Genomic DNA, 17,271 nt, shown 5'->3' with positions numbered 1-17,271 from the left:
GCAAGGCTTTTTCACTTACTCTGGGGTGAACGAGAAGTAAGGAAACTCAATTTCCTGCACGTTTCTGCTCATCAGAAGCCCCGGCATCATTACGCATCTTAACACCCTTTCCATTTCCGAAACGATAAATAAAATTAACACTCACAGACCTGGTGTAATATCTCCAGTAAGAGTACTGATATAAATTGCTGTACCTGTCAATGGCATTATGCCCCTCACGTTGCAGTATATTGTTTGCATTGATACTGATAGTTCCTTTGTTAGCCAGTACCAGCCGTTTTACGCCAACACTCAGGATGGAGTAGGGACCAAAAGTGGACGTCACCAATTGACGTTTGGAGTTATACTCAAAATAACATTCCGCTGATAATTTGTTATTGATCTGAAAACTATTATTGCAATTTAAGTAGATAGATGAAATGCCATGATCATCCAGCCGGAAACCATTCACATCTCCATTGAAAGCATTTTTATAAACAGATAAAGTGTTATCAGTAGACCACCAGTTGGTGATTTTTTTGGAATAAGAGAAATCTATATTCCAGGAATGCGCCCCTTGAATATTGGTAGGTCTTCTGGTGATGTTGATCTTATTGGTATCCAGGAAAGGCAATGTGCGGATATAATCCCGGTAAATATCATAGCCCAATGTGATGAAAAAAGTATTTTGATAAGACCACGTAAGTTCACTATGATAGGAGAGTTGCGGCTTTAAATCCGGATTGCCCTGGAAATACAGTGTGGGTGTGAGTGGCCGCCGAAATGGCACCATCTCTGAATAAGCCGCACGCTCTGTTCTTCTGCCTGATTTAATGTTGAATCTATTTTGATCATTCAATTTATAATCAAAAAACAAGGTAGGAAACAGCTGTAAATAGTTTCGCTCAACAAGCTGGCCGGCGGGTAATTGTTTTCCTTTAGTGATGGTCTGTTCAGCCCTGAGCCCTGCTTGTACGGTAAGCTTTTTATAAACCTTGTTGATATTAATATAAACGGCATTGATCATTTCTTCATTAACAGTATAATTACTTTGCGCAGTGTCAATAATGTTTTGCCCGCCGGTTTGATTATAATAGGTATTATCATTAATGGCTTTTACATAGCTTGATTTCCAGCCAGCTTCCAGTCGGCCTTCGTTTTTCAGTGGTTGAACATAATCGGCTTTTGCGGCATAGATATTTAATTGCCGGTGCTGTTGCAATAGGGCATCGGATTCGCTGATAAAGTTACCACCGGCATCATGTAAAATATTTACATTGTTTTGTGCGGGGGTATTCCGGTAATCAGCATAATCCATATCTATGGAGAGTTCCTTTCCCAGCGTATCTATTTGATGTACCAGCTGCATATCGATGGTATAATTGGAAGATGGGCCTTTGATATTACTGGTGAAAAGCGCGCGGTTTATTTGCTTCCGGCTACCATCCAGTATATCCATTATGGAAATGGTCTGATCTTTCGAAAGCCCTGTGCTTGCGGTACCGGATAAGCTAAGGATAGTTTTTTTAGAAAGATAAAGATCGATACCCAGCGTAGGACGGTATGTTTTGTTGATATTGATGTTATTATTATCCGATACCTGTTCTGTTAGCAGAGAATGATCATCATTTAAAATATTACTGCTGACGATCCTGTTGAAAAGCGTTTTATTATAAGAGAAGGTGTTATTAAAAAACAGGTTATAATATTGGTTTTTATAACCTATCGTGAAACTACCGTTGTATTTGCCATAATGGCTCTGCCCCACGCTCCCGTTTACACTGCCGTTTAAACCTTCTTTATGATTTTTCTTTTTCACAATATTGATAATCCCACCTGTGCCTGTTGCATCGTATTTAGCAGACGGATTGGTCATGATCTCAACTTTTTGAATGGTGGAGGAAGACATGCCGTTCAACAAATTGGCGAGATCTCCGGCAGACAGATAAGTGGCCTTTCCATCAATATATACATTAACACCAGATTTCCCGTTCAACGTGAGCTGTCCTTCTGTTGTCATTTGAACGCCGGGCAATTTTTGCATCATCTCCAAAACAGTGGAGCCGGCGCTGATAATACTGTTATCGGTATTTACAACCGTTTTATCGATTTGTCTTTCGATCAGGGGAGCATTCCCTTTAACAGTAACCCCGGCAAGCATTTTTGATACGCTCTTTAAAGTTAATTCTCCCAGATCGGTGCCTGTATTTGTCTCGTTTATGTTTATTGCAGGGGTTATTAATTTCTCAAAACCTATCCTGCTGATCTCTATAAAATAGTTGCCTGCCTTTACCTGGCTAAAAGAAAATTTACCATCCTGCCGACTAAGTGCTGTACGATATATCCCTGAATCCCGGGTAGCTTTCAGCAATACGGTGGCATCCGGTAACAGGAAGGCTTGTTGGTCAACTACACGGCCCTTAATAATTCCTGTATCAGATATTTGCGCTTGTAACAGCGTTCCGGAGCCTAAAAACAGGACTAATATGATGCTTGTTTTTTTCATTTACCCAATGATCGCGATTATATGAACCTGAAAATTGAGCAGGTGATATATACAACTGCATCATCGTCATAACGCACTATCCGCATGATAAACCCGTTTTGAAGGGCAGAGGGTAGTGATTCAGGCGGTAGTTTCGCTTGTTCGTCTACTATGACCCGATGATAGCCGGAAAAATAGTATAATTGAGCTGCCATGAAATTTCTCGAAAAGATCATTAGTTATAATAAAGAACATGTTGTGCTAAGCCACCTGCTTTTTTGGGGGGTGTTACTCTTGTTGTCGGTCAGTGAAAACAAATATTATTATGACCACCACCAGCTTCATTTTTCTTTTCTTTTTACGTTAGCCGATTGTGGATTATTGCTGGTGACACAAATAATGGCTGCTTATTTCTTAGCTTATTTAATCATTCCGAAATTTTTTTTAAGGAGAAAATATCCGGAGACATTTATTTATTTTTTTATCGGTAGTTACCTTATTTGTGTGCTGGCCAGGGTTATCACTATACATATTGCAGAACCAATGGCCGGACAGGCGCCTAAAAATTGGGAAACGTTCTATGAAATTTTTACGAATGTTCCTAAGTTGGTATACGTTTATTTCTTCCGGATCTTTTCTGTAGCATTTGTTTTTTTGTTTATAAAGCTATTGGCAGATCAATATAAAATACAAAAGCGTGCCCTCTCCCTGGAAAAGGAAAAGGCCGAAACAGAGTTGAAGTTGTTAAAAACACAATTGAATCCTCATTTTTTATTTAATACTTTAAACAATATCTATTCGCTTTCATTAAGTAACTCACCGGTAACTTCTGCTTCCATAGGCAGGTTATCAGAAATTTTAGATTATATTCTGTATCGTTGCAATAGTTTGTATGTACCGCTTTCAGGTGAAATCGATTTATTAAATAATTACATTGGATTAGAGAAATTAAGGTACGATGACCGCCTGAAAGTGAATTTTAATACCCGTATTGAGCAGGATATACCCATTCCACCATTGATCCTGTTATCCATTGTTGAAAATGCATTTAAGCATGGTGCCAGCGAGGATATAGGGAATCCGGTTATAGATATTGATCTGCAGGCTGGTAAAACTGCCTTTAGTTTTATCGTTGCTAATTCCTTTAACACAAAGCCCGGTGAGGAGCTGAATGGTAAGATCGGGTTATCAAATTTAAAGCAGCAATTGGAGTTGATTTATCCTGAAAGGCATACCTTAGCTATCACACAAACAGAAACTTTTTATACGGTAACCCTCCTGATTGATGTAATAACCTGATCAAAATGAAAATACGCTGTCTGCTGGTTGATGATGAGCCTTTAGCGATAAAGCTTTTGCAAAAGCATTTAGAGCAGCTGGATTTTTTTGAGATAGTAGGTACCTGTAACAATGCAATCAAGGCACTTGAAATTTTAAATACACAGGATATCGATCTCCTCTTCCTGGATATCCGGATGCCCAAAATATCAGGGTTAGCGTTGCTGAAAACCATGCATAAGCCACCCAGGACTATCCTGACCACTGCCTACCGCGAATACGCCCTGGATGGCTTCGAGCTGGACGTAGTGGATTATCTCTTAAAGCCAGTCACCTTTGACCGCTTTTTTAAAGCAATAGAGCGTTATCTGCGAATCAGCAATCAGGCGGCTCCCAACCTGTTGTCCTCTTCGGAACCGCAATTCATCTATATAAAATCCGGTTATAAGTATTTCAAAATAGACCTGCAGGATATCATATACGCAGAAAGCCTGAAAGATTATATCAAAGTGCATACAAAAGAAAAGGTAATTACCGCCAAATATAAAATAGGTGACCTGGACAAAGAACTGACCAGTAAAGGGTTTTTAAGGATTCATCGTTCATTTATCGTCAACCTTAAACATATCACCGCTTTTACGGCCAGCGATATTGAGATGGGCAGCCTTGAACTGCCCATCGGTGACAGCTATAAAGCGTATGTTTATAAAACAATTAAAACAGTTTAATCCATCTGAAGCAATAGTATGCGGTGGTTGCCTTACCTACATAGCTGCTTTTGCAATAGGTGTTCCGGCAAGATATAATTTCCACGGTTCCCAGTACATTTTTTTCCATCCGCTATCCAGGTCATCATAAGCATCGTTGGGAACATTGGCATGTATTGCATGCAGCATTACGTCATTTCCTTGTTGCTCCAGGGAAATGATGAATGTAGAATCAATATCATCGCCGGACCAGCTTTGGGCTCTCCATGTTTGCACAATCAGGCGATTGGGGATCAACTGGAGATTTTTACCGGTTATGTACCCACTATGAGCGGAGTAGCTACTGCCTTCTGTGGCGGTAATTTCTGCAGGTGCCCCGGTAGCCACTGAATGCTTGCCTGCGTCCATATAGATGTCATAAAGGTCTTTAGGGGTGGTGTTCTTGAACAGCACATCCTGAACAATCGTTTTAGACATAACAATAGCGTTTAAGTGTACATACAATTTACGCTGTTTTTTTCATAAGCGATATGTGAAGCCATGCCACTGTTAGTCATTATGGTCGTGTCCATGTCCGTGACCATTGTCATGTCCCTCTCCATGACCATGCCCGTTGTCATGTTCGTCACCATGCCCGCGGCCGTTGCCATGATCGCCTCCGTGTCTGTCTCCATGATCATTGTTGTTGCCTTCATTGTATTTCCTCCAGTTGTCATTGCCGTAATACCTTTCATCACGGCTATCCCGGATGACAGGTTGTCTGCCATACCAGCCTCTGTATCTGCCATATCTTTCTCTGTAAATATCCGGGCGTAAATAAGGGCGGGGATCGTTAATCACTACTTTGTAGCCACGGTATAAATCATAATTGTATCTGCTTGGTAATGAAGCCCCAAAAACCCAGCGATTACCTTCCAGGTAAACAAACTGGCGGTCGGGTATATAGTAATAGGCATCTATATCCGGCATGTAATAATATTGGGCGTAGTCGTATCCGGTTGGCCCCCATACAGGCTGACTACCAATATTTATATTTACGCGGACCTGTGCACTGACCTGATGTCCGAAAACAAAGGCAAGTACTGTTACACAGGTGATAAACAGTATCTTTTTCATAAAATATTGTTTTATAACCTGTATAAACCAAATATGATACCAAGGCTTGATAATTTAAGTTAAAACTGGCGGTCGCTGCGGGCATCATTCCTGTCTCTGCCATATTGTTTTTCAGATCAATTGTGCCTGCTGCCTGCTGCCTGCTGCAATACGGGAAGCGGCAATTTTGTTAGTTATGTAATTCCCTGAATTTTTGATCAGGAAAAGGCCGGAGATCTCCGGCCTTTTCCTCACTTTGTAGGATTCATTGCCAGCAAGGCATTCGCGGGAGAAGATTGCAGCAGTTGGTAAATTTGTGCGGTTTGACCAACATGAATTTCATAATCATTTTTTTCCAGTGCGTTGAGTAAACATTCCGCCACTTCTTTTGCTGGTATGCCCCTGTGGCCATCAATTTCCTGCGAGAAATCAGTGTTTACCAACGGCGGCATCAGTTCAAAAACGCTGATATTTTTTTGTGGTGCCAGTGTGAGTCGCAACGTTTGTGTATACGAATGTAAAGCCGCTTTGCTCGCTGCATAAGTTGGAGTGCGAGCACTTGGAACCAATGCTACAATAGAAGAAACATTAACAATAGCTGCCTCCGTTTGCTGACTCAGTAAGGGCAGCAATTTTTCTGTCAGACTAATGATAGCAAAATAATTGGTCAGCATTTCATCTGTTGCTTTTTCAAAGGCATTTGCGCTGGCTGATAACCGGTATACAAAAGCACGACCTGCATTATTGATGAGCATATTCAGTTGAAGAAAATCATCCTGTAAAGATTTCACCAATTTGTTTACTTCCTTTTCTTTTGTTACATCACATACAATAGCAGTCACATTCTTCAGCTGTTTGGCTGCCTGTGCCAGTCTTTCAGGATCTCTGCCGGTAATAATAACATGATTATTATGAGATAATAATCTGGCTATTTCAAGACCAATACCTGCACTGCCACCGGTGATCAGCACCGTATTACCTGATATTTTCATACTTATATATTTTAATATACCGATCGGTATATTTATGAAGAAAAATTTTTAAATCCCCCAAAAGAGATTTGACACAAAAATATACCATTTGGTATTATTTTAGAAATATTTTTACATTTTTGGGAATAGCATTAGAGAACTTTGATTAATAACGGGGTGATACTTTTTAAAATTTTGACCAACATTTAGGGCTTCAGGTCTATACTCAGGGTGTATTCTTCTATCTTAATAAATTAAGAAAGTCGCATAAACCCTACGATTTATGCGACTTTTCATTTTAAGAGGAATTGGTTCCTGTTTTAACTATTCCGCCAGTTCACTCAGTTTTGTTATTTCTACACAAATAATACAATAACAAAAGCTGTTTACACAGGCACACTCATATACCTTCCCGTTACATTCCCTGGTGGTACAATCTTTACAGCCGGCTGGACGATTGGCGGATTTCAGTATTTCCACAATACGATCCTGATCACCCAGATATTTATATATTTTATGATCTTTTTTGAAAGAAACTTTCATCCCTTTTAAGTCACGGTCTTCTGTTACCTGCTTAAAAAGTTTGGGATCTAATTCTTTCCCGTTTCCGTTATCTATAAACAGGGTGTTTAAAAATGCAACATCCTGTTTATGTGGACGGGAAACACCTTTTTCAGTAATACCCTTTGCTGCTGGCTGTTCTTCGTTCTTGTGGCCAGCGGTATAAGTGCGTTTTTCTTCCGCTGCTCCTGAGGCTGAACCACCTGTTACGGTACTGTCTGTGATAGGCGCTACCTGGAAGTCGAAGCTACCGGGTCTTGTGACTTTGCCCTTGTAGTGACGTCTTTTTCCTGCGTTCCCTTCATCGGTACGACCCTTTCTGAAGGTATAGCTGATGCCTATTCCTGCACTCATGTATTTATCGGGCCCTTTGGTATTACTGGTAATATAAGGTTGCTTTGAAATCTGGGCGCTTACTATTTTTGCATCCTCGCTAAAATCTATGTTCCCAAGGTCTTTGTATGTTATGACTGCTTCCTTTTGTGTTGGTTGCAGGAGACACTGCACATTGGCATTAACAGACAATCTGCTTGTAATTCCGTAAGCAAGGTTTAACCCGGGCTTAATAGTAAAAACATTTTTTTGCTCATCAGCCGGAGGTGTGTAAGCAGCTACATTGCTTCCGGAAATATTATCCTTTACCATCAGTTCCGGAGTACTACGGTGTGTAATTCCTCCTTTTAAAGAGAGGGTAAGTGCCAATGCACCTGGCCTTTTTCTGAAGGTATATTGAGGGCCGGCGAGGACATAAGTACTGGTCCATTTACTGCGGGTATTGCTGATGGCGAATATGTCCTTCCCTTTTAAAGGAGCTACATATTTACCGAAGTCCATATCCGTTTCGCTGGTAAATGTACCTGCATCTGCACCAATACCAAATCCACCCCAAAATAATTCCAGCCCTACATTAGGATTAAAACTTAAAGCATTGGATACACCGCTTGAAGGGGAGGAGCCCATATTGGTGGTAAGTGAGATATTTCCTCCGGGATTTTTACCTCCCTTTACAATAATACCTTTGATGGGTTGTCCTGGCCTGCTTTCCTGTGCAGCGAGGTGCATAGTACTGTAAATTATAAGTGCGATGGTAGTAGTTATTATTTTCATAATCGGGTATGTTTGGGTGTTATGTACAGGTATATCAACGGATGGGCTAAATTGTTACCTCCTATACATAATGAAACGTCCCGGGGCCGGATACGCTATACCAAAACGGCTTTCTTATTATACTTCACTCTGTAATCCAAAGGCGATAAGCCTGTTATTTTTTTAAACACTTCTCTGAATGCTTTATCATCTGAATAGCCTACTTCATTCATTACCTCAAAAATGCTTTTCCTGCCTTTTTCTAAAGTTCTTTTTGCAACTTCTACTTTTACACGCTGCAAATATTCCACAGGGGTATTGCCAGTAGCTTTGATAAAGCGTCTGTCAAAATTTCGTCTGCTAATCGCAAGTTTTGAGGCCAGTTCCTCGAAAGAAATTTTTTCGCTCAAATTTTCTTCAATATAAGTTTGCGCCTGGCAAATCAATTCATCACCATGGTTCTTCTGCGTTTGAAAAATGAAAAAAGCTGATTGCGATGATCTTTCAATATCAATCTGAAAAATTTTTGAGCAGAAGATAGCCGTATCCCTGTCAAAATATTTTTCAACTAAGAAAAGTATCAGGTTCAAAAATGAGTATGCACCACCGTTGGTGTATATGCCCTCTTCAACAGTAATCAGTTTATCAATTTGAAGATGAACGTTTGGAAACAGCCGCCTAAAATCGGTTGCCGCATTCCAGTGAGTGGAACAGGTTTTTCCTTCCAGTATGCCGGCAGCGGCCAGCAAAAATGCACCTGTACAAATACTCGCAATTTCAGCACCACTTTTATATTGCTCCATGATCCAGGTAATAAGTGCTGCATTCTCTTTAATTACATTATCATGATCGCTGGAAAGGGAAGGTATAATCAGCAGGTCGGTTTTTTTTATTTCCTTAATATTTACAGGATAAATCGAAAAGAAGCCGGCATCCAATTTCAGTTCTGTCATAAAACCTGCTATACGGACTTCAATCATTGGCTTGTTTCCTATCTTTTGCCAATACTCATTTGCACTGGTCAGGATTTCAAATGAACCCGTTATACTGCTCAGGTTAGTGGCGATCCCTTTTGGGACAACTATAGTCACTTGTTTCATTGTAAAATCTTTGGACAAAGGTAACTGATTGTTTTGTCCAAATCAACCCGATAAAAAGTCCATTTTGCCCGCTAATTATGTAGTATTTAGACAATACCTTTGCTGTATAAAAATCCCAGAACCCAAAATCATAAATAAAATGACTACATCAGATTTTAGCACTACACTGCTGGTAGACCAAACTCCGGAAGAAGCATTCAATGCTATCAATAATGTTCGCGGGTGGTGGTCAGAAGAAATTGAAGGCAGTACAGACAAACTCAATGATGAGTTTACATATCATTACGGAGATGTCCATTATTGCCAGATGAAATTAATAGAAGTCATTCCCAACGAAAAAGTCGTTTGGTTTGTTAAGTACAATTATTTTAAGTTTACTAAAGACAAAAGCGAATGGACAGGCACAAAAATTAGTTTTGAAATCTCTGAAAAGGATAACAAAACACAAATCCGCTTTACTCACCTGGGTTTAGTTCCCGAATATGAATGTTTTGATATCTGTTCAAATGCATGGAGCCAATATGTACAGCAAAGTTTATTGAGCTTGATCACTACAGGTAAAGGCCAGCCGAACAGTACAGACACCCCGAGAACTGCAGATGAAAAGAAATTTCAGTCTGCTGTAAGGTAGTTGCGATACGATTTGACAAGCTTTTGCAGATCATGTTTACGAGGGAGGAATTCTCCCATTGTGTAACTAAAAAAAAGAAAATGAAAACACAAGATTATAATGAAATTATTACGGTTAATGCTACAGCACAAGAAGCATTCGAAAGCATTAACAGCGTTTCAAAATGGTGGACAGAAAATTTGGAAGGCAGTTCGCAAAAACTGAATGATGAATTTACAGTTCGTTTTGACGACATTCATGTTTCAAAACAAAAATTAGTCGAAGTTATTCCAGATAAAAAAGTAGTATGGCTTGTTACTGACAGCAAACTTAATTTTCTTAAAGACAAACATGAATGGACCAACACTAAAATTAGCTTTGAAATTGCTGAAAAGGACGGCAAAACGCAAATCAATTTTACGCATATTGGATTAGTTCCCGAAGTAGAATGTTATAATAGTTGCACAAACGCTTGGGGCCAATATATAAAAGGAAGTTTGTTCAAATTATTAACGGAAGGAAAAGGAACGCCTGAGTTAAAATAACTCAGGGTGGAAAATAAAAAAAGCCGGTCAATGTTGACCGGCTTTAGTGCCCAGAACTGGAATAATATCGAACCAAATATTACTGTTATTGAAACAATTGAGTGAAATAAGTATGCTGCCAGCTTTCAACTTACTTGTTACTTATAAACCATGAATACCGCCACCCCTTTATATTTTACGGCTTATTCCTTTTTATTAACGCTATTGCAGGAATAAACAACAGCCAAAAACCGGAAGCAGGCATAATAATAACAGCTAACAAGGCTGTAACCAGCAGGCTCCAACCTATTACAGGAGGTATCGTGTATTGATTTTTTTCTGCGCTGTTAACAAAGATTCCCAGTAATATCCATACAAATCCGGTAAATAAAAACCAAAAAGCGGCATTTCTGTCCGATTCAACCTTTATGGTGTTAAGTAGGCCATCGTGGTATAGTTGTCCCAAAATATCTCTGAATACAACCAATCCAAACATCGTGTGTATGATGGCTATTCCTATTAACGTTTTTCCTATCCAGGGATTTTTCATATAAGAGGATTTTAAATTGATAAACGATCTGATAATTTTAAATGTGTCTGTTAACTGCTAATCAAAGGTAGATGTTGGTATATGAGAGGCATATGATAATTATCATTCTTCGGGAAATTTAACGTGTAGGGCGGGACTGCCTATATTTAGATATGAAATGAGAAGTATCCGGGATCATCTTAACTTCAAAAATGATTGGATATTGGAAAACAAGTTAGTTTGAACTAAGAAGTAATTAGAAATCGTCAGTATGCAGCTCGAATTATAAAACGACAAAACCCGTTCTAGGAGCGGGTTTTATTTCTTGTGCCCGGAACTGGAATAATATCGAACCAATTCTTATTAGTTTTGAAGGTATTAAGGAATTACATCTTTTCTGATTAATTAGCTAGTAAGTTCGCTCATTATTGCCAGGATCAATTATTCAATCAAATGGTCAAGATAATATTCGTGCTAAATGGATAAAATCGGTAAACAATCTGGTAATTTATATCAAATGTGAACATCCTAAAAACATCATATTTGTGTCAACATTTGATGTCAGATATAAACCCTATTACATAAGTTTTAAAACCCGTTGACAATAAAGATATCATCATATATTTCCCCTTCAAGAGATCTGTGTAACATTTATTTAAAATGTGATCTCTGAATCTGCCCATAGGTTTTATTCATGAAGCGAGAACGAATTATTTGCTTATGCTGCCTTGCTTTCATGTGAAATTCCTCCATCAAACAGACACACGTTATCACCTGATGCCAGGGTGATCACCTGAAAGTGCCATGTAGTTATACTGTTAGCACTGCTTTATCCGAGGCAGGAAAATATGCTCATTCTTTTACCCAAAAACAATTATCAGTTATGAAAAAAAGTATCAAAAAAAACTGAGTCTGAAGAAAATAAACTGACTAACCTGGAAACCATGCAAGGAGCCAAAGGGCTGTTACTTCTTCTATCCAGATATGCGACGGGTGTGGCGGCAATAACACTATTTCATGCGGAAGGGCTGGTTATCCCTGTAGCTAAGCCCATCATTCCAACTCAAAAAAATACCACAAAACTATTATTTCCTGTTAACTGGAATGTTGCTGTAGTATTTACATCTATAAAATCGTATACCCGTTACCGTAGTTTTTTATCATTAATTATAAACATTTGTTAACATGAAAAAAAAATCAGAAAAAAAGTTAAGTCTGAGCATGATCAAGGTTACCAGCTTAAGCAGGAACGGAGCTCAATTAATTCAGGGTGGTAATGCAATTTCCGGACCTGTAGGTCCTTCAGGTCCCACTACAGTACGGCCTGATCCATGTGCATCACAATATCAGGCATGTACTATGGACTGTACATTTGGCTGTACTCCTTGGTGATCTTTATAAATAATGATACCAATGACCAGCTTTTAAAAACAAGCTCCCCCGGGTTATGACCCGGGGGTATTTTACTTACATCAGGAACAGGAGATAAGCAGGTAGGAGCAGATCTAAGTTTTAATTTAGCAAAATCGTATATACAAGTATAATAAACCTTTGGAAAGGTAAACAATGCTGAAATCGAATCAACATAACCTTTAATCAACAAGGATTTAGCGTTCTTTATTATAATCAACGCAAATCACAAAAACGACAAAACCCGCTCTTAGAGCGGGTTTTGTCGTTTTTGTGCCCAGTAGCGGTAGATTCTCGAACCAAATTGTATTGATAATTAATAGGTTACTGCAAACATCTTCTCTAATAAGTATCTAACATTGTCTTGGTTATTGAAAAAAAATAAAAAAAAATTGGTAGTCAAATAACTACATGTATATTTGTAGCCAAATGACTTCAGGATGAATTTAAGACGAGACGTTTTTCAGGCTATTGCCGACCCTACAAGAAGAGCAATACTTCTGTTGGTTGCATCCCAATCTATGACAGCAGGTGCAATTGCATCAAACTTTGATACAGCAAGACCCACTGTTTCAAAACACTTGCAAATCCTTACAGAATGCGAACTGCTGAAGCAAGAGCAAAAGGGCAGAGAAATTTATTATGACATAAATGCAAAAAAAATGAAAGAAGTAGCAGACTTTATCGAACCATTTCGCCAAATGTGGGATGATAGATTTAATAAACTCGAAGCAGTGATGAAACAATACAAATCAAAAAAATAGTGGAGCAGCGACCATGAAAAAACGGGAGTAACCGAAAATCCAAAAGAGTAGAAAAAATAAAAACTCATGAATCAAGGAATTAAAACAGTTCTCTATCCAGTTAAGGATATGACACAATCAAAAGCGTTATTCGCAAAACTATTAGGTGTTGAGCCGTATGCGGACAGTCCGTATTACATTGGCTTTAAAGTCGACAATCAGGATATAGGTTTGGTTCCTGATAGTCCTGAAGGAGGCTTAGCCGCATTTTTCCATGTTGCCGATATTAAAAACAGTTTACAAACACTCCTTGACTCGGGAGCCGAAATTACTCGGGACATAACTGATGTCGGGGAAGGAAGATTGGTAGCAAGCGCTAAAGATACTAGCGGCAATATTATCGGGCTTATTCAAATTTAAACAATACACAAAATAGCATGGAACAAAAAACAAAAGTGACTGCCGAAGACGACAAACAGCAAATCGTAATCACAAGGGAATTTGATTTGCCTTTGGAATTGCTTTTTAAAGCTTATGAAGAACCCGAAATTATTGAACAATGGATGGGAACAAAAGTATTGAAGCTTGAAAATAAAAATCACGGTAGTTACCAATTTGAAACATCACATAATGGCAATGTGGTTTTTTCTGCAAACGGAACAATACACGAATTTGTTCCGAACAAAAAAATCACACGGACATTTGAAATGGAAAACTCACCTTTCCAAGTTCAACTTGAATATTTAGAGTTTGAGAAACTAACGGACGCTACCAGCAAACTCACCATGCACATTGTGTTTAAGTCTGTTGAATTCAGAAATAATTTGCTGCAAATGCCTTTTGCGCAAGGTATCAATATGGCCCATAACAGGCTGCAGGAAGTTGTAAATAAACTAAAATAATACGGTTATGACGAAGAGAAATAAAATAATTTACTGGATTGCTACCATATGGTTGGCTTTAGGGTTGGTATCAACAGCCGCAATACAAATTTTTAAGATAAAAACAGAAGGAGCTGGTGGAGTGCAAAATGTAGATCATTTAGGATATCCTGCTTATATACTTACCCTGCTTGGAATTTGGAAATTATTGGGAGTAGTGGCTCTGCTTATTCCTAAGTATCCCTTATTGAAAGAATGGGCTTATGCTGGAATTTTCTTTACAGTTACCGGAGCTTTGTATTCACACATAGCGTCAGGCGATTCATTCGGTTTAATGGCTCCTGCTTTGCTTTATCTTGTTCTTATTGCTGTGTCTTGGTATTTTAGACCTGCCGAGAAAAAAATCATTTTGAATAAAAATTAAATTTCACAGTTGTCCATAGAGTTCGGCAGGACTTTGTGGACAACTGTGAAAACAGTTGTTCGGAGTTTATTGCACTATTCATTTTTGCATTACTTACGATATGTATCCTGATATTTCAAGCCAGCTGATAGAAAATTTCGGATAAAATTAAACCTACATTTTATGAACGCACAAGCAGAATACTTTTTCGAGAAAGCCAATAAATGGAAAGAAGAGTTTGATTTATTGCGAGAAATAGTCTGCGAAAACAAATCGCTTGAAGAAGATTATAAATGGATGCATCCCTGTTATACTTTTCAGGGAAAAAACATCGTTCTCATTCACGGATTTAAGGAATACTGTGCATTATTGTTTTATAAAGGTGTTTTGATGAGAGACATTAAAAGCATTATGATTCAGCAAACCGACAATGTACAGTCGGCAAGACAAATCAGATTTACCGATGCCGGACAAATCATTAAACTAGAATCTGTTATTAAAGAATACATTAAGGAAGCGATTGAAATCGAAAAATCGGGAAAGAAAGTAGAAATGAAAAAAGCTGCTGACTACCCTGTTCCTGAAGAATTTCAGAGAGTTTTAGACGAGGACGAGGTATTAAACAAAGCATTTTATTCTTTAACACCCGGACGGCAAACGGGATATTTATTTTACTTCAACCAAGCTAAACAACCCAAAACAAGAGAGGCAAGAATTGAAAAATACTATCAGCATATTTTAGATGGCAAAGGAATTGATGATTAAGCAAACGTAGGAAATCCCATCTACCAACAAGGGGGGCGATGCTATTCACCTTGCGAAGATGCCTGCAAAACTGAGTGTCATTTGAGTGTCGTAAATAGTGGGAGAAAGGGCTAAAAAGCGTGATTTTATGACATTCGGGGAATAAAAATAGCTCTGTAAATCAATGACTTACAGAGCTATGGAGTGCCCCACTACCGGTATGTTTTCGAACCAAATATTATTGATTATAAAGTTGTTAAGTGGGGATTAGATTAATTATTCGCCGGAGTAATTTTTTCTATATCATCCAGATCTTATGTCTACCGGCCGCCTTTTTACAATTTAAATAATTCCAGCTAATAAAAATTGATCACCATCCTCTTTGAAATGTAGTTGAGAAGATAACAATACACAAATGCCGGAGATATTATCTCCGGCGTTTGTGTATTGTTACTAACTAATTGGTGTCTTCTCTTTAAGTCTTTCCTGGCCAGCCTCAATTCCTTTACGAATCATAATACCGTACCCATCATCTGGAAGATCTTGTATGCAGTCATGCGCAAGCAAATAGTATTTATAAGCGTCCGCGAAGCTTCTCAAGTTTTCATAAGACTTAGCAACGTTGAGATATAATGACGGATAGAAAGCAATTATATCCAGATCCGTTGTTTTAGTTGCATATTCCAATGCTAGCAAATTCCATCTGAATGACTCCCTAGGGTCTGATTGAACTCTGGCCAGGTAATGTGCTGAAGTAAGAAATTCCAAATCATTTTTGGCTAACTCCCATGCTTCCCTGTATAGAGTATCAGCTTTCTCAAGGTTGCCACTATATTCAGTTTCTATGCCTTTTACGCATAATTGTACAACCGGATTTGCGGGATCATAAAGCATAATCTAAGATAATAACATTCTCCTTGATTTATAAAAAAAAGCCGGAGATAGTATCTCCGGCTTCTCGCCAAATGCCCAGTAACGGTAAATTATCGAACCAAATGTTATTGATTATTAAGTCTTTAATGAAACAGATCTAGTGTCAGATCAAGTAACAGATATTGCAATTTATGCAGTGCTTTTTTGTTATAGCAATTTCCGGGTAAGAGAAACTGATCAGTTTTGGGTGAGAAGATTCTTTTTAAGAGCTAATTTCAAGCTTATAGCCTTTGCCACGTATCACCACAATTTTGACATTCGGATCAAATTCTAGTTTTTTCCTAAGTTTTGATATGAACATATCCAGGCTACGCCCAACAATAATACCTTCATCTTCCCAGATCTCTTTTTGCAACCGGCTTCTCTCTATTATCTCGTTAGGAGACAACGCGAAAATAGCCAATACACGGGTTTCAGTTCCGGTTAAGTCTGTCGTCTGTCCATTTATTATAAGCTTACGATTCTTCGCATCAAACAAAACTGAGCCCAAAGTAATCATGCCCGTATGCTGACCATCCTCAGGTAAAGCCCTTCGCGGCTTAACAGATCTCAAAAAAAGAAAACCAACAAATGCTAAAAATGACAGGCTACCCAAAAGATACCCGGTTTTTACTGTATTTGTGCCCAACGTTTTAAATTTAATGTTGATCATGTAACATGCTCTGGGTTGCTTTCTTCCTATACAGGTTACAATATCATCTTTTCTGTTTTTGGATATAGCGTATCCATAAGCTACGCTGGAATTGCTACAGTTCAGAACGTTAACAACATAATCACTTGCCAGCGGGTCCTGGGCCAATAAACGCCGGGTCGTATTCACCAGTGCGTCCGGTTGGAAAGTAAAATCATGCTCAAACCTGATTTGATATTCATTTTCAGCGATCTTTTTTACGGGAAGAACCCTCGATGTACTGTCGCCCGACTGTAAAAGCAGTTCATGTCCGATCCTGCGGAGTAAAACTTCCCTTCTGGAGATATCAAAATCGTCACTATCCTCCATACTGAAAGCCACGCAGACTAGAGAGATAAACAAGGTTAGTATCAACCCGAACAGGTATTTGCGTTTCCCGGAGAGGACGTTTCGGTTATCAAACACAGTATTTACGATTTATTTACAAAGGTTACATTTTTATTTACAATCCAAATCTCCCCAGCCGAAAAATAACAAGGTAATTCGCTTTATCAAAATTTGACAGGAGATGAAAAATAAAAAAATCCGTTTGAACACCCTG

The 17,271-nt window shown here is 38.6% G+C and carries 18 protein-coding genes; 9 read left to right on the top strand and 9 right to left on the bottom strand.

The genetic code is table 11. From position 1 onward, the window contains the following. Window positions 1-46 precede the first annotated feature (46 nt). Window positions 47-2,485, bottom strand: coding sequence for an outer membrane beta-barrel family protein (locus CLV51_RS17220; RefSeq protein WP_106529293.1), 2,439 nt, complete (start codon window positions 2,483-2,485; stop codon window positions 47-49). Between the two features lie 192 nt (window positions 2,486-2,677). Between CLV51_RS17220 and CLV51_RS17215 the strand changes: the two genes are divergently transcribed. After that, on the top strand, window positions 2,678-3,763 hold the full coding sequence (locus tag CLV51_RS17215; RefSeq protein WP_106529292.1) for a sensor histidine kinase: 1,086 nt from the start codon (window positions 2,678-2,680) through the stop codon (window positions 3,761-3,763). Between the two features lie 5 nt (window positions 3,764-3,768). Further along, the gene (locus tag CLV51_RS17210; RefSeq protein WP_106529291.1) at window positions 3,769-4,470 is read left to right on the top strand and encodes a LytR/AlgR family response regulator transcription factor; all 702 of its coding nucleotides are present in this window, start codon (window positions 3,769-3,771) and stop codon (window positions 4,468-4,470) included. 36 nt (window positions 4,471-4,506) lie between these two features. Here CLV51_RS17210 and CLV51_RS17205 read toward each other — a convergent pair whose 3' ends face one another. The 5 genes from CLV51_RS17205 to CLV51_RS17185 all read right to left on the bottom strand — a co-directional run bounded on the left by CLV51_RS17205 (window position 4,507) and on the right by CLV51_RS17185 (window position 9,280). Then, entirely contained in the window at window positions 4,507-4,926 is a 420-nt protein-coding gene (locus CLV51_RS17205; RefSeq protein WP_106529290.1) for an SRPBCC domain-containing protein, read from the bottom strand. A 72-nt stretch (window positions 4,927-4,998) separates the two neighbouring features. Beyond that, window positions 4,999-5,565 carry a hypothetical protein gene (locus CLV51_RS17200; protein WP_211302033.1) on the bottom strand — a complete coding sequence of 189 codons (567 nt, stop codon included), beginning with the start codon at window positions 5,563-5,565 and terminating at the stop codon, window positions 4,999-5,001. 230 nt (window positions 5,566-5,795) lie between these two features. Next, on the bottom strand, window positions 5,796-6,536 hold the full coding sequence (locus tag CLV51_RS17195; protein WP_106529289.1) for an SDR family oxidoreductase: 741 nt from the start codon (window positions 6,534-6,536) through the stop codon (window positions 5,796-5,798). Between the two features lie 303 nt (window positions 6,537-6,839). After that, on the bottom strand, window positions 6,840-8,183 hold the full coding sequence (locus CLV51_RS17190) for a hypothetical protein (protein ID WP_106529288.1): 1,344 nt from the start codon (window positions 8,181-8,183) through the stop codon (window positions 6,840-6,842). A gap of 95 nt (window positions 8,184-8,278) precedes the next feature. Continuing rightward, complete coding sequence (locus CLV51_RS17185; protein WP_342748473.1) at window positions 8,279-9,280, bottom strand: GlxA family transcriptional regulator; 1,002 nt, start codon at window positions 9,278-9,280, stop codon at window positions 8,279-8,281. Window positions 9,281-9,401: 121 nt separating this feature from the next. Here CLV51_RS17185 and CLV51_RS17180 point away from each other — a divergent pair, with 121 nt between their 5' ends. Together CLV51_RS17180 and CLV51_RS17175 are read left to right on the top strand one after the other, a co-directional pair. After that, window positions 9,402-9,893, top strand: coding sequence for an SRPBCC family protein (locus tag CLV51_RS17180; protein WP_106529286.1), 492 nt, complete (start codon window positions 9,402-9,404; stop codon window positions 9,891-9,893). 80 nt (window positions 9,894-9,973) lie between these two features. Further along, window positions 9,974-10,417, top strand: a complete 444-nt coding sequence (locus CLV51_RS17175) for an SRPBCC family protein (RefSeq protein WP_106529285.1) — start codon at window positions 9,974-9,976, stop codon at window positions 10,415-10,417. Between the two features lie 175 nt (window positions 10,418-10,592). Here CLV51_RS17175 and CLV51_RS17170 read toward each other — a convergent pair whose 3' ends face one another. Beyond that, window positions 10,593-10,946, bottom strand: coding sequence for a DUF6463 family protein (locus CLV51_RS17170; RefSeq protein WP_106529284.1), 354 nt, complete (start codon window positions 10,944-10,946; stop codon window positions 10,593-10,595). Between the two features lie 1,829 nt (window positions 10,947-12,775). Between CLV51_RS17170 and CLV51_RS17155 the strand changes: the two genes are divergently transcribed. The 5 genes from CLV51_RS17155 to CLV51_RS17135 all read left to right on the top strand — a co-directional run bounded on the left by CLV51_RS17155 (window position 12,776) and on the right by CLV51_RS17135 (window position 15,127). Beyond that, a complete protein-coding gene (locus CLV51_RS17155; protein ID WP_106529281.1) occupies window positions 12,776-13,099 on the top strand; it encodes an ArsR/SmtB family transcription factor in 324 nt (107 codons plus the stop codon). A 66-nt stretch (window positions 13,100-13,165) separates the two neighbouring features. After that, a complete protein-coding gene (locus CLV51_RS17150) occupies window positions 13,166-13,498 on the top strand; it encodes a VOC family protein (protein WP_106529280.1) in 333 nt (110 codons plus the stop codon). Window positions 13,499-13,515: 17 nt separating this feature from the next. Continuing rightward, on the top strand, window positions 13,516-13,980 hold the full coding sequence (locus CLV51_RS17145; protein ID WP_106529279.1) for an SRPBCC family protein: 465 nt from the start codon (window positions 13,516-13,518) through the stop codon (window positions 13,978-13,980). Window positions 13,981-13,987: 7 nt separating this feature from the next. Then, the gene (locus CLV51_RS17140; RefSeq protein ID WP_106529278.1) at window positions 13,988-14,383 is read left to right on the top strand and encodes a DoxX family protein; all 396 of its coding nucleotides are present in this window, start codon (window positions 13,988-13,990) and stop codon (window positions 14,381-14,383) included. Between the two features lie 162 nt (window positions 14,384-14,545). Beyond that, entirely contained in the window at window positions 14,546-15,127 is a 582-nt protein-coding gene (locus CLV51_RS17135) for a YdeI/OmpD-associated family protein (RefSeq protein WP_106529277.1), read from the top strand. Between the two features lie 432 nt (window positions 15,128-15,559). Here CLV51_RS17135 and CLV51_RS17130 read toward each other — a convergent pair whose 3' ends face one another. Next, the gene (locus CLV51_RS17130; RefSeq protein WP_106529276.1) at window positions 15,560-16,000 is read right to left on the bottom strand and encodes an rRNA adenine methyltransferase; all 441 of its coding nucleotides are present in this window, start codon (window positions 15,998-16,000) and stop codon (window positions 15,560-15,562) included. Between the two features lie 241 nt (window positions 16,001-16,241). Then, complete coding sequence (locus CLV51_RS17125; RefSeq protein WP_106529275.1) at window positions 16,242-17,135, bottom strand: winged helix-turn-helix domain-containing protein; 894 nt, start codon at window positions 17,133-17,135, stop codon at window positions 16,242-16,244. Window positions 17,136-17,271: the final 136 nt, after the last annotated feature.

The sequence above is a fragment of the Chitinophaga niastensis genome (assembly GCF_003014755.1).
GTDB classification, from domain to species: Bacteria; Bacteroidota; Bacteroidia; order Chitinophagales; family Chitinophagaceae; genus Chitinophaga; species Chitinophaga niastensis.
This window is presented reverse-complemented; position numbering and strand designations above follow the sequence as displayed.

Excerpts from the sequence above, each read along its gene's own strand:
- CLV51_RS17205 (WP_106529290.1), bottom strand. The coding sequence starts at position 4,926 with ATGTCTAAAACGATTGTTCAGGATGTGCTGTTCAAGAACACCACCCCT.
- CLV51_RS17210 (WP_106529291.1), top strand. The coding sequence starts at position 3,769 with ATGAAAATACGCTGTCTGCTGGTTGATGATGAGCCTTTAGCGATAAAG.
- CLV51_RS17170 (WP_106529284.1), bottom strand. The coding sequence starts at position 10,946 with ATGAAAAATCCCTGGATAGGAAAAACGTTAATAGGAATAGCCATCATA.
- CLV51_RS17200 (WP_211302033.1), bottom strand. The coding sequence starts at position 5,565 with ATGAAAAAGATACTGTTTATCACCTGTGTAACAGTACTTGCCTTTGTT.
- CLV51_RS17135 (WP_106529277.1), top strand. The coding sequence starts at position 14,546 with ATGAACGCACAAGCAGAATACTTTTTCGAGAAAGCCAATAAATGGAAA.
- CLV51_RS17195 (WP_106529289.1), bottom strand. The coding sequence starts at position 6,536 with ATGAAAATATCAGGTAATACGGTGCTGATCACCGGTGGCAGTGCAGGT.
- CLV51_RS17190 (WP_106529288.1), bottom strand. The coding sequence starts at position 8,183 with ATGAAAATAATAACTACTACCATCGCACTTATAATTTACAGTACTATG.
- CLV51_RS17180 (WP_106529286.1), top strand. The coding sequence starts at position 9,402 with ATGACTACATCAGATTTTAGCACTACACTGCTGGTAGACCAAACTCCG.
- CLV51_RS17150 (WP_106529280.1), top strand. The coding sequence starts at position 13,166 with ATGAATCAAGGAATTAAAACAGTTCTCTATCCAGTTAAGGATATGACA.
- CLV51_RS17220 (WP_106529293.1), bottom strand. The coding sequence starts at position 2,485 with ATGAAAAAAACAAGCATCATATTAGTCCTGTTTTTAGGCTCCGGAACG.
- CLV51_RS17215 (WP_106529292.1), top strand. The coding sequence starts at position 2,678 with ATGAAATTTCTCGAAAAGATCATTAGTTATAATAAAGAACATGTTGTG.
- CLV51_RS17145 (WP_106529279.1), top strand. The coding sequence starts at position 13,516 with ATGGAACAAAAAACAAAAGTGACTGCCGAAGACGACAAACAGCAAATC.
- CLV51_RS17140 (WP_106529278.1), top strand. The coding sequence starts at position 13,988 with ATGACGAAGAGAAATAAAATAATTTACTGGATTGCTACCATATGGTTG.
- CLV51_RS17130 (WP_106529276.1), bottom strand. The coding sequence starts at position 16,000 with ATGCTTTATGATCCCGCAAATCCGGTTGTACAATTATGCGTAAAAGGC.
- CLV51_RS17155 (WP_106529281.1), top strand. The coding sequence starts at position 12,776 with ATGAATTTAAGACGAGACGTTTTTCAGGCTATTGCCGACCCTACAAGA.
- CLV51_RS17175 (WP_106529285.1), top strand. The coding sequence starts at position 9,974 with ATGAAAACACAAGATTATAATGAAATTATTACGGTTAATGCTACAGCA.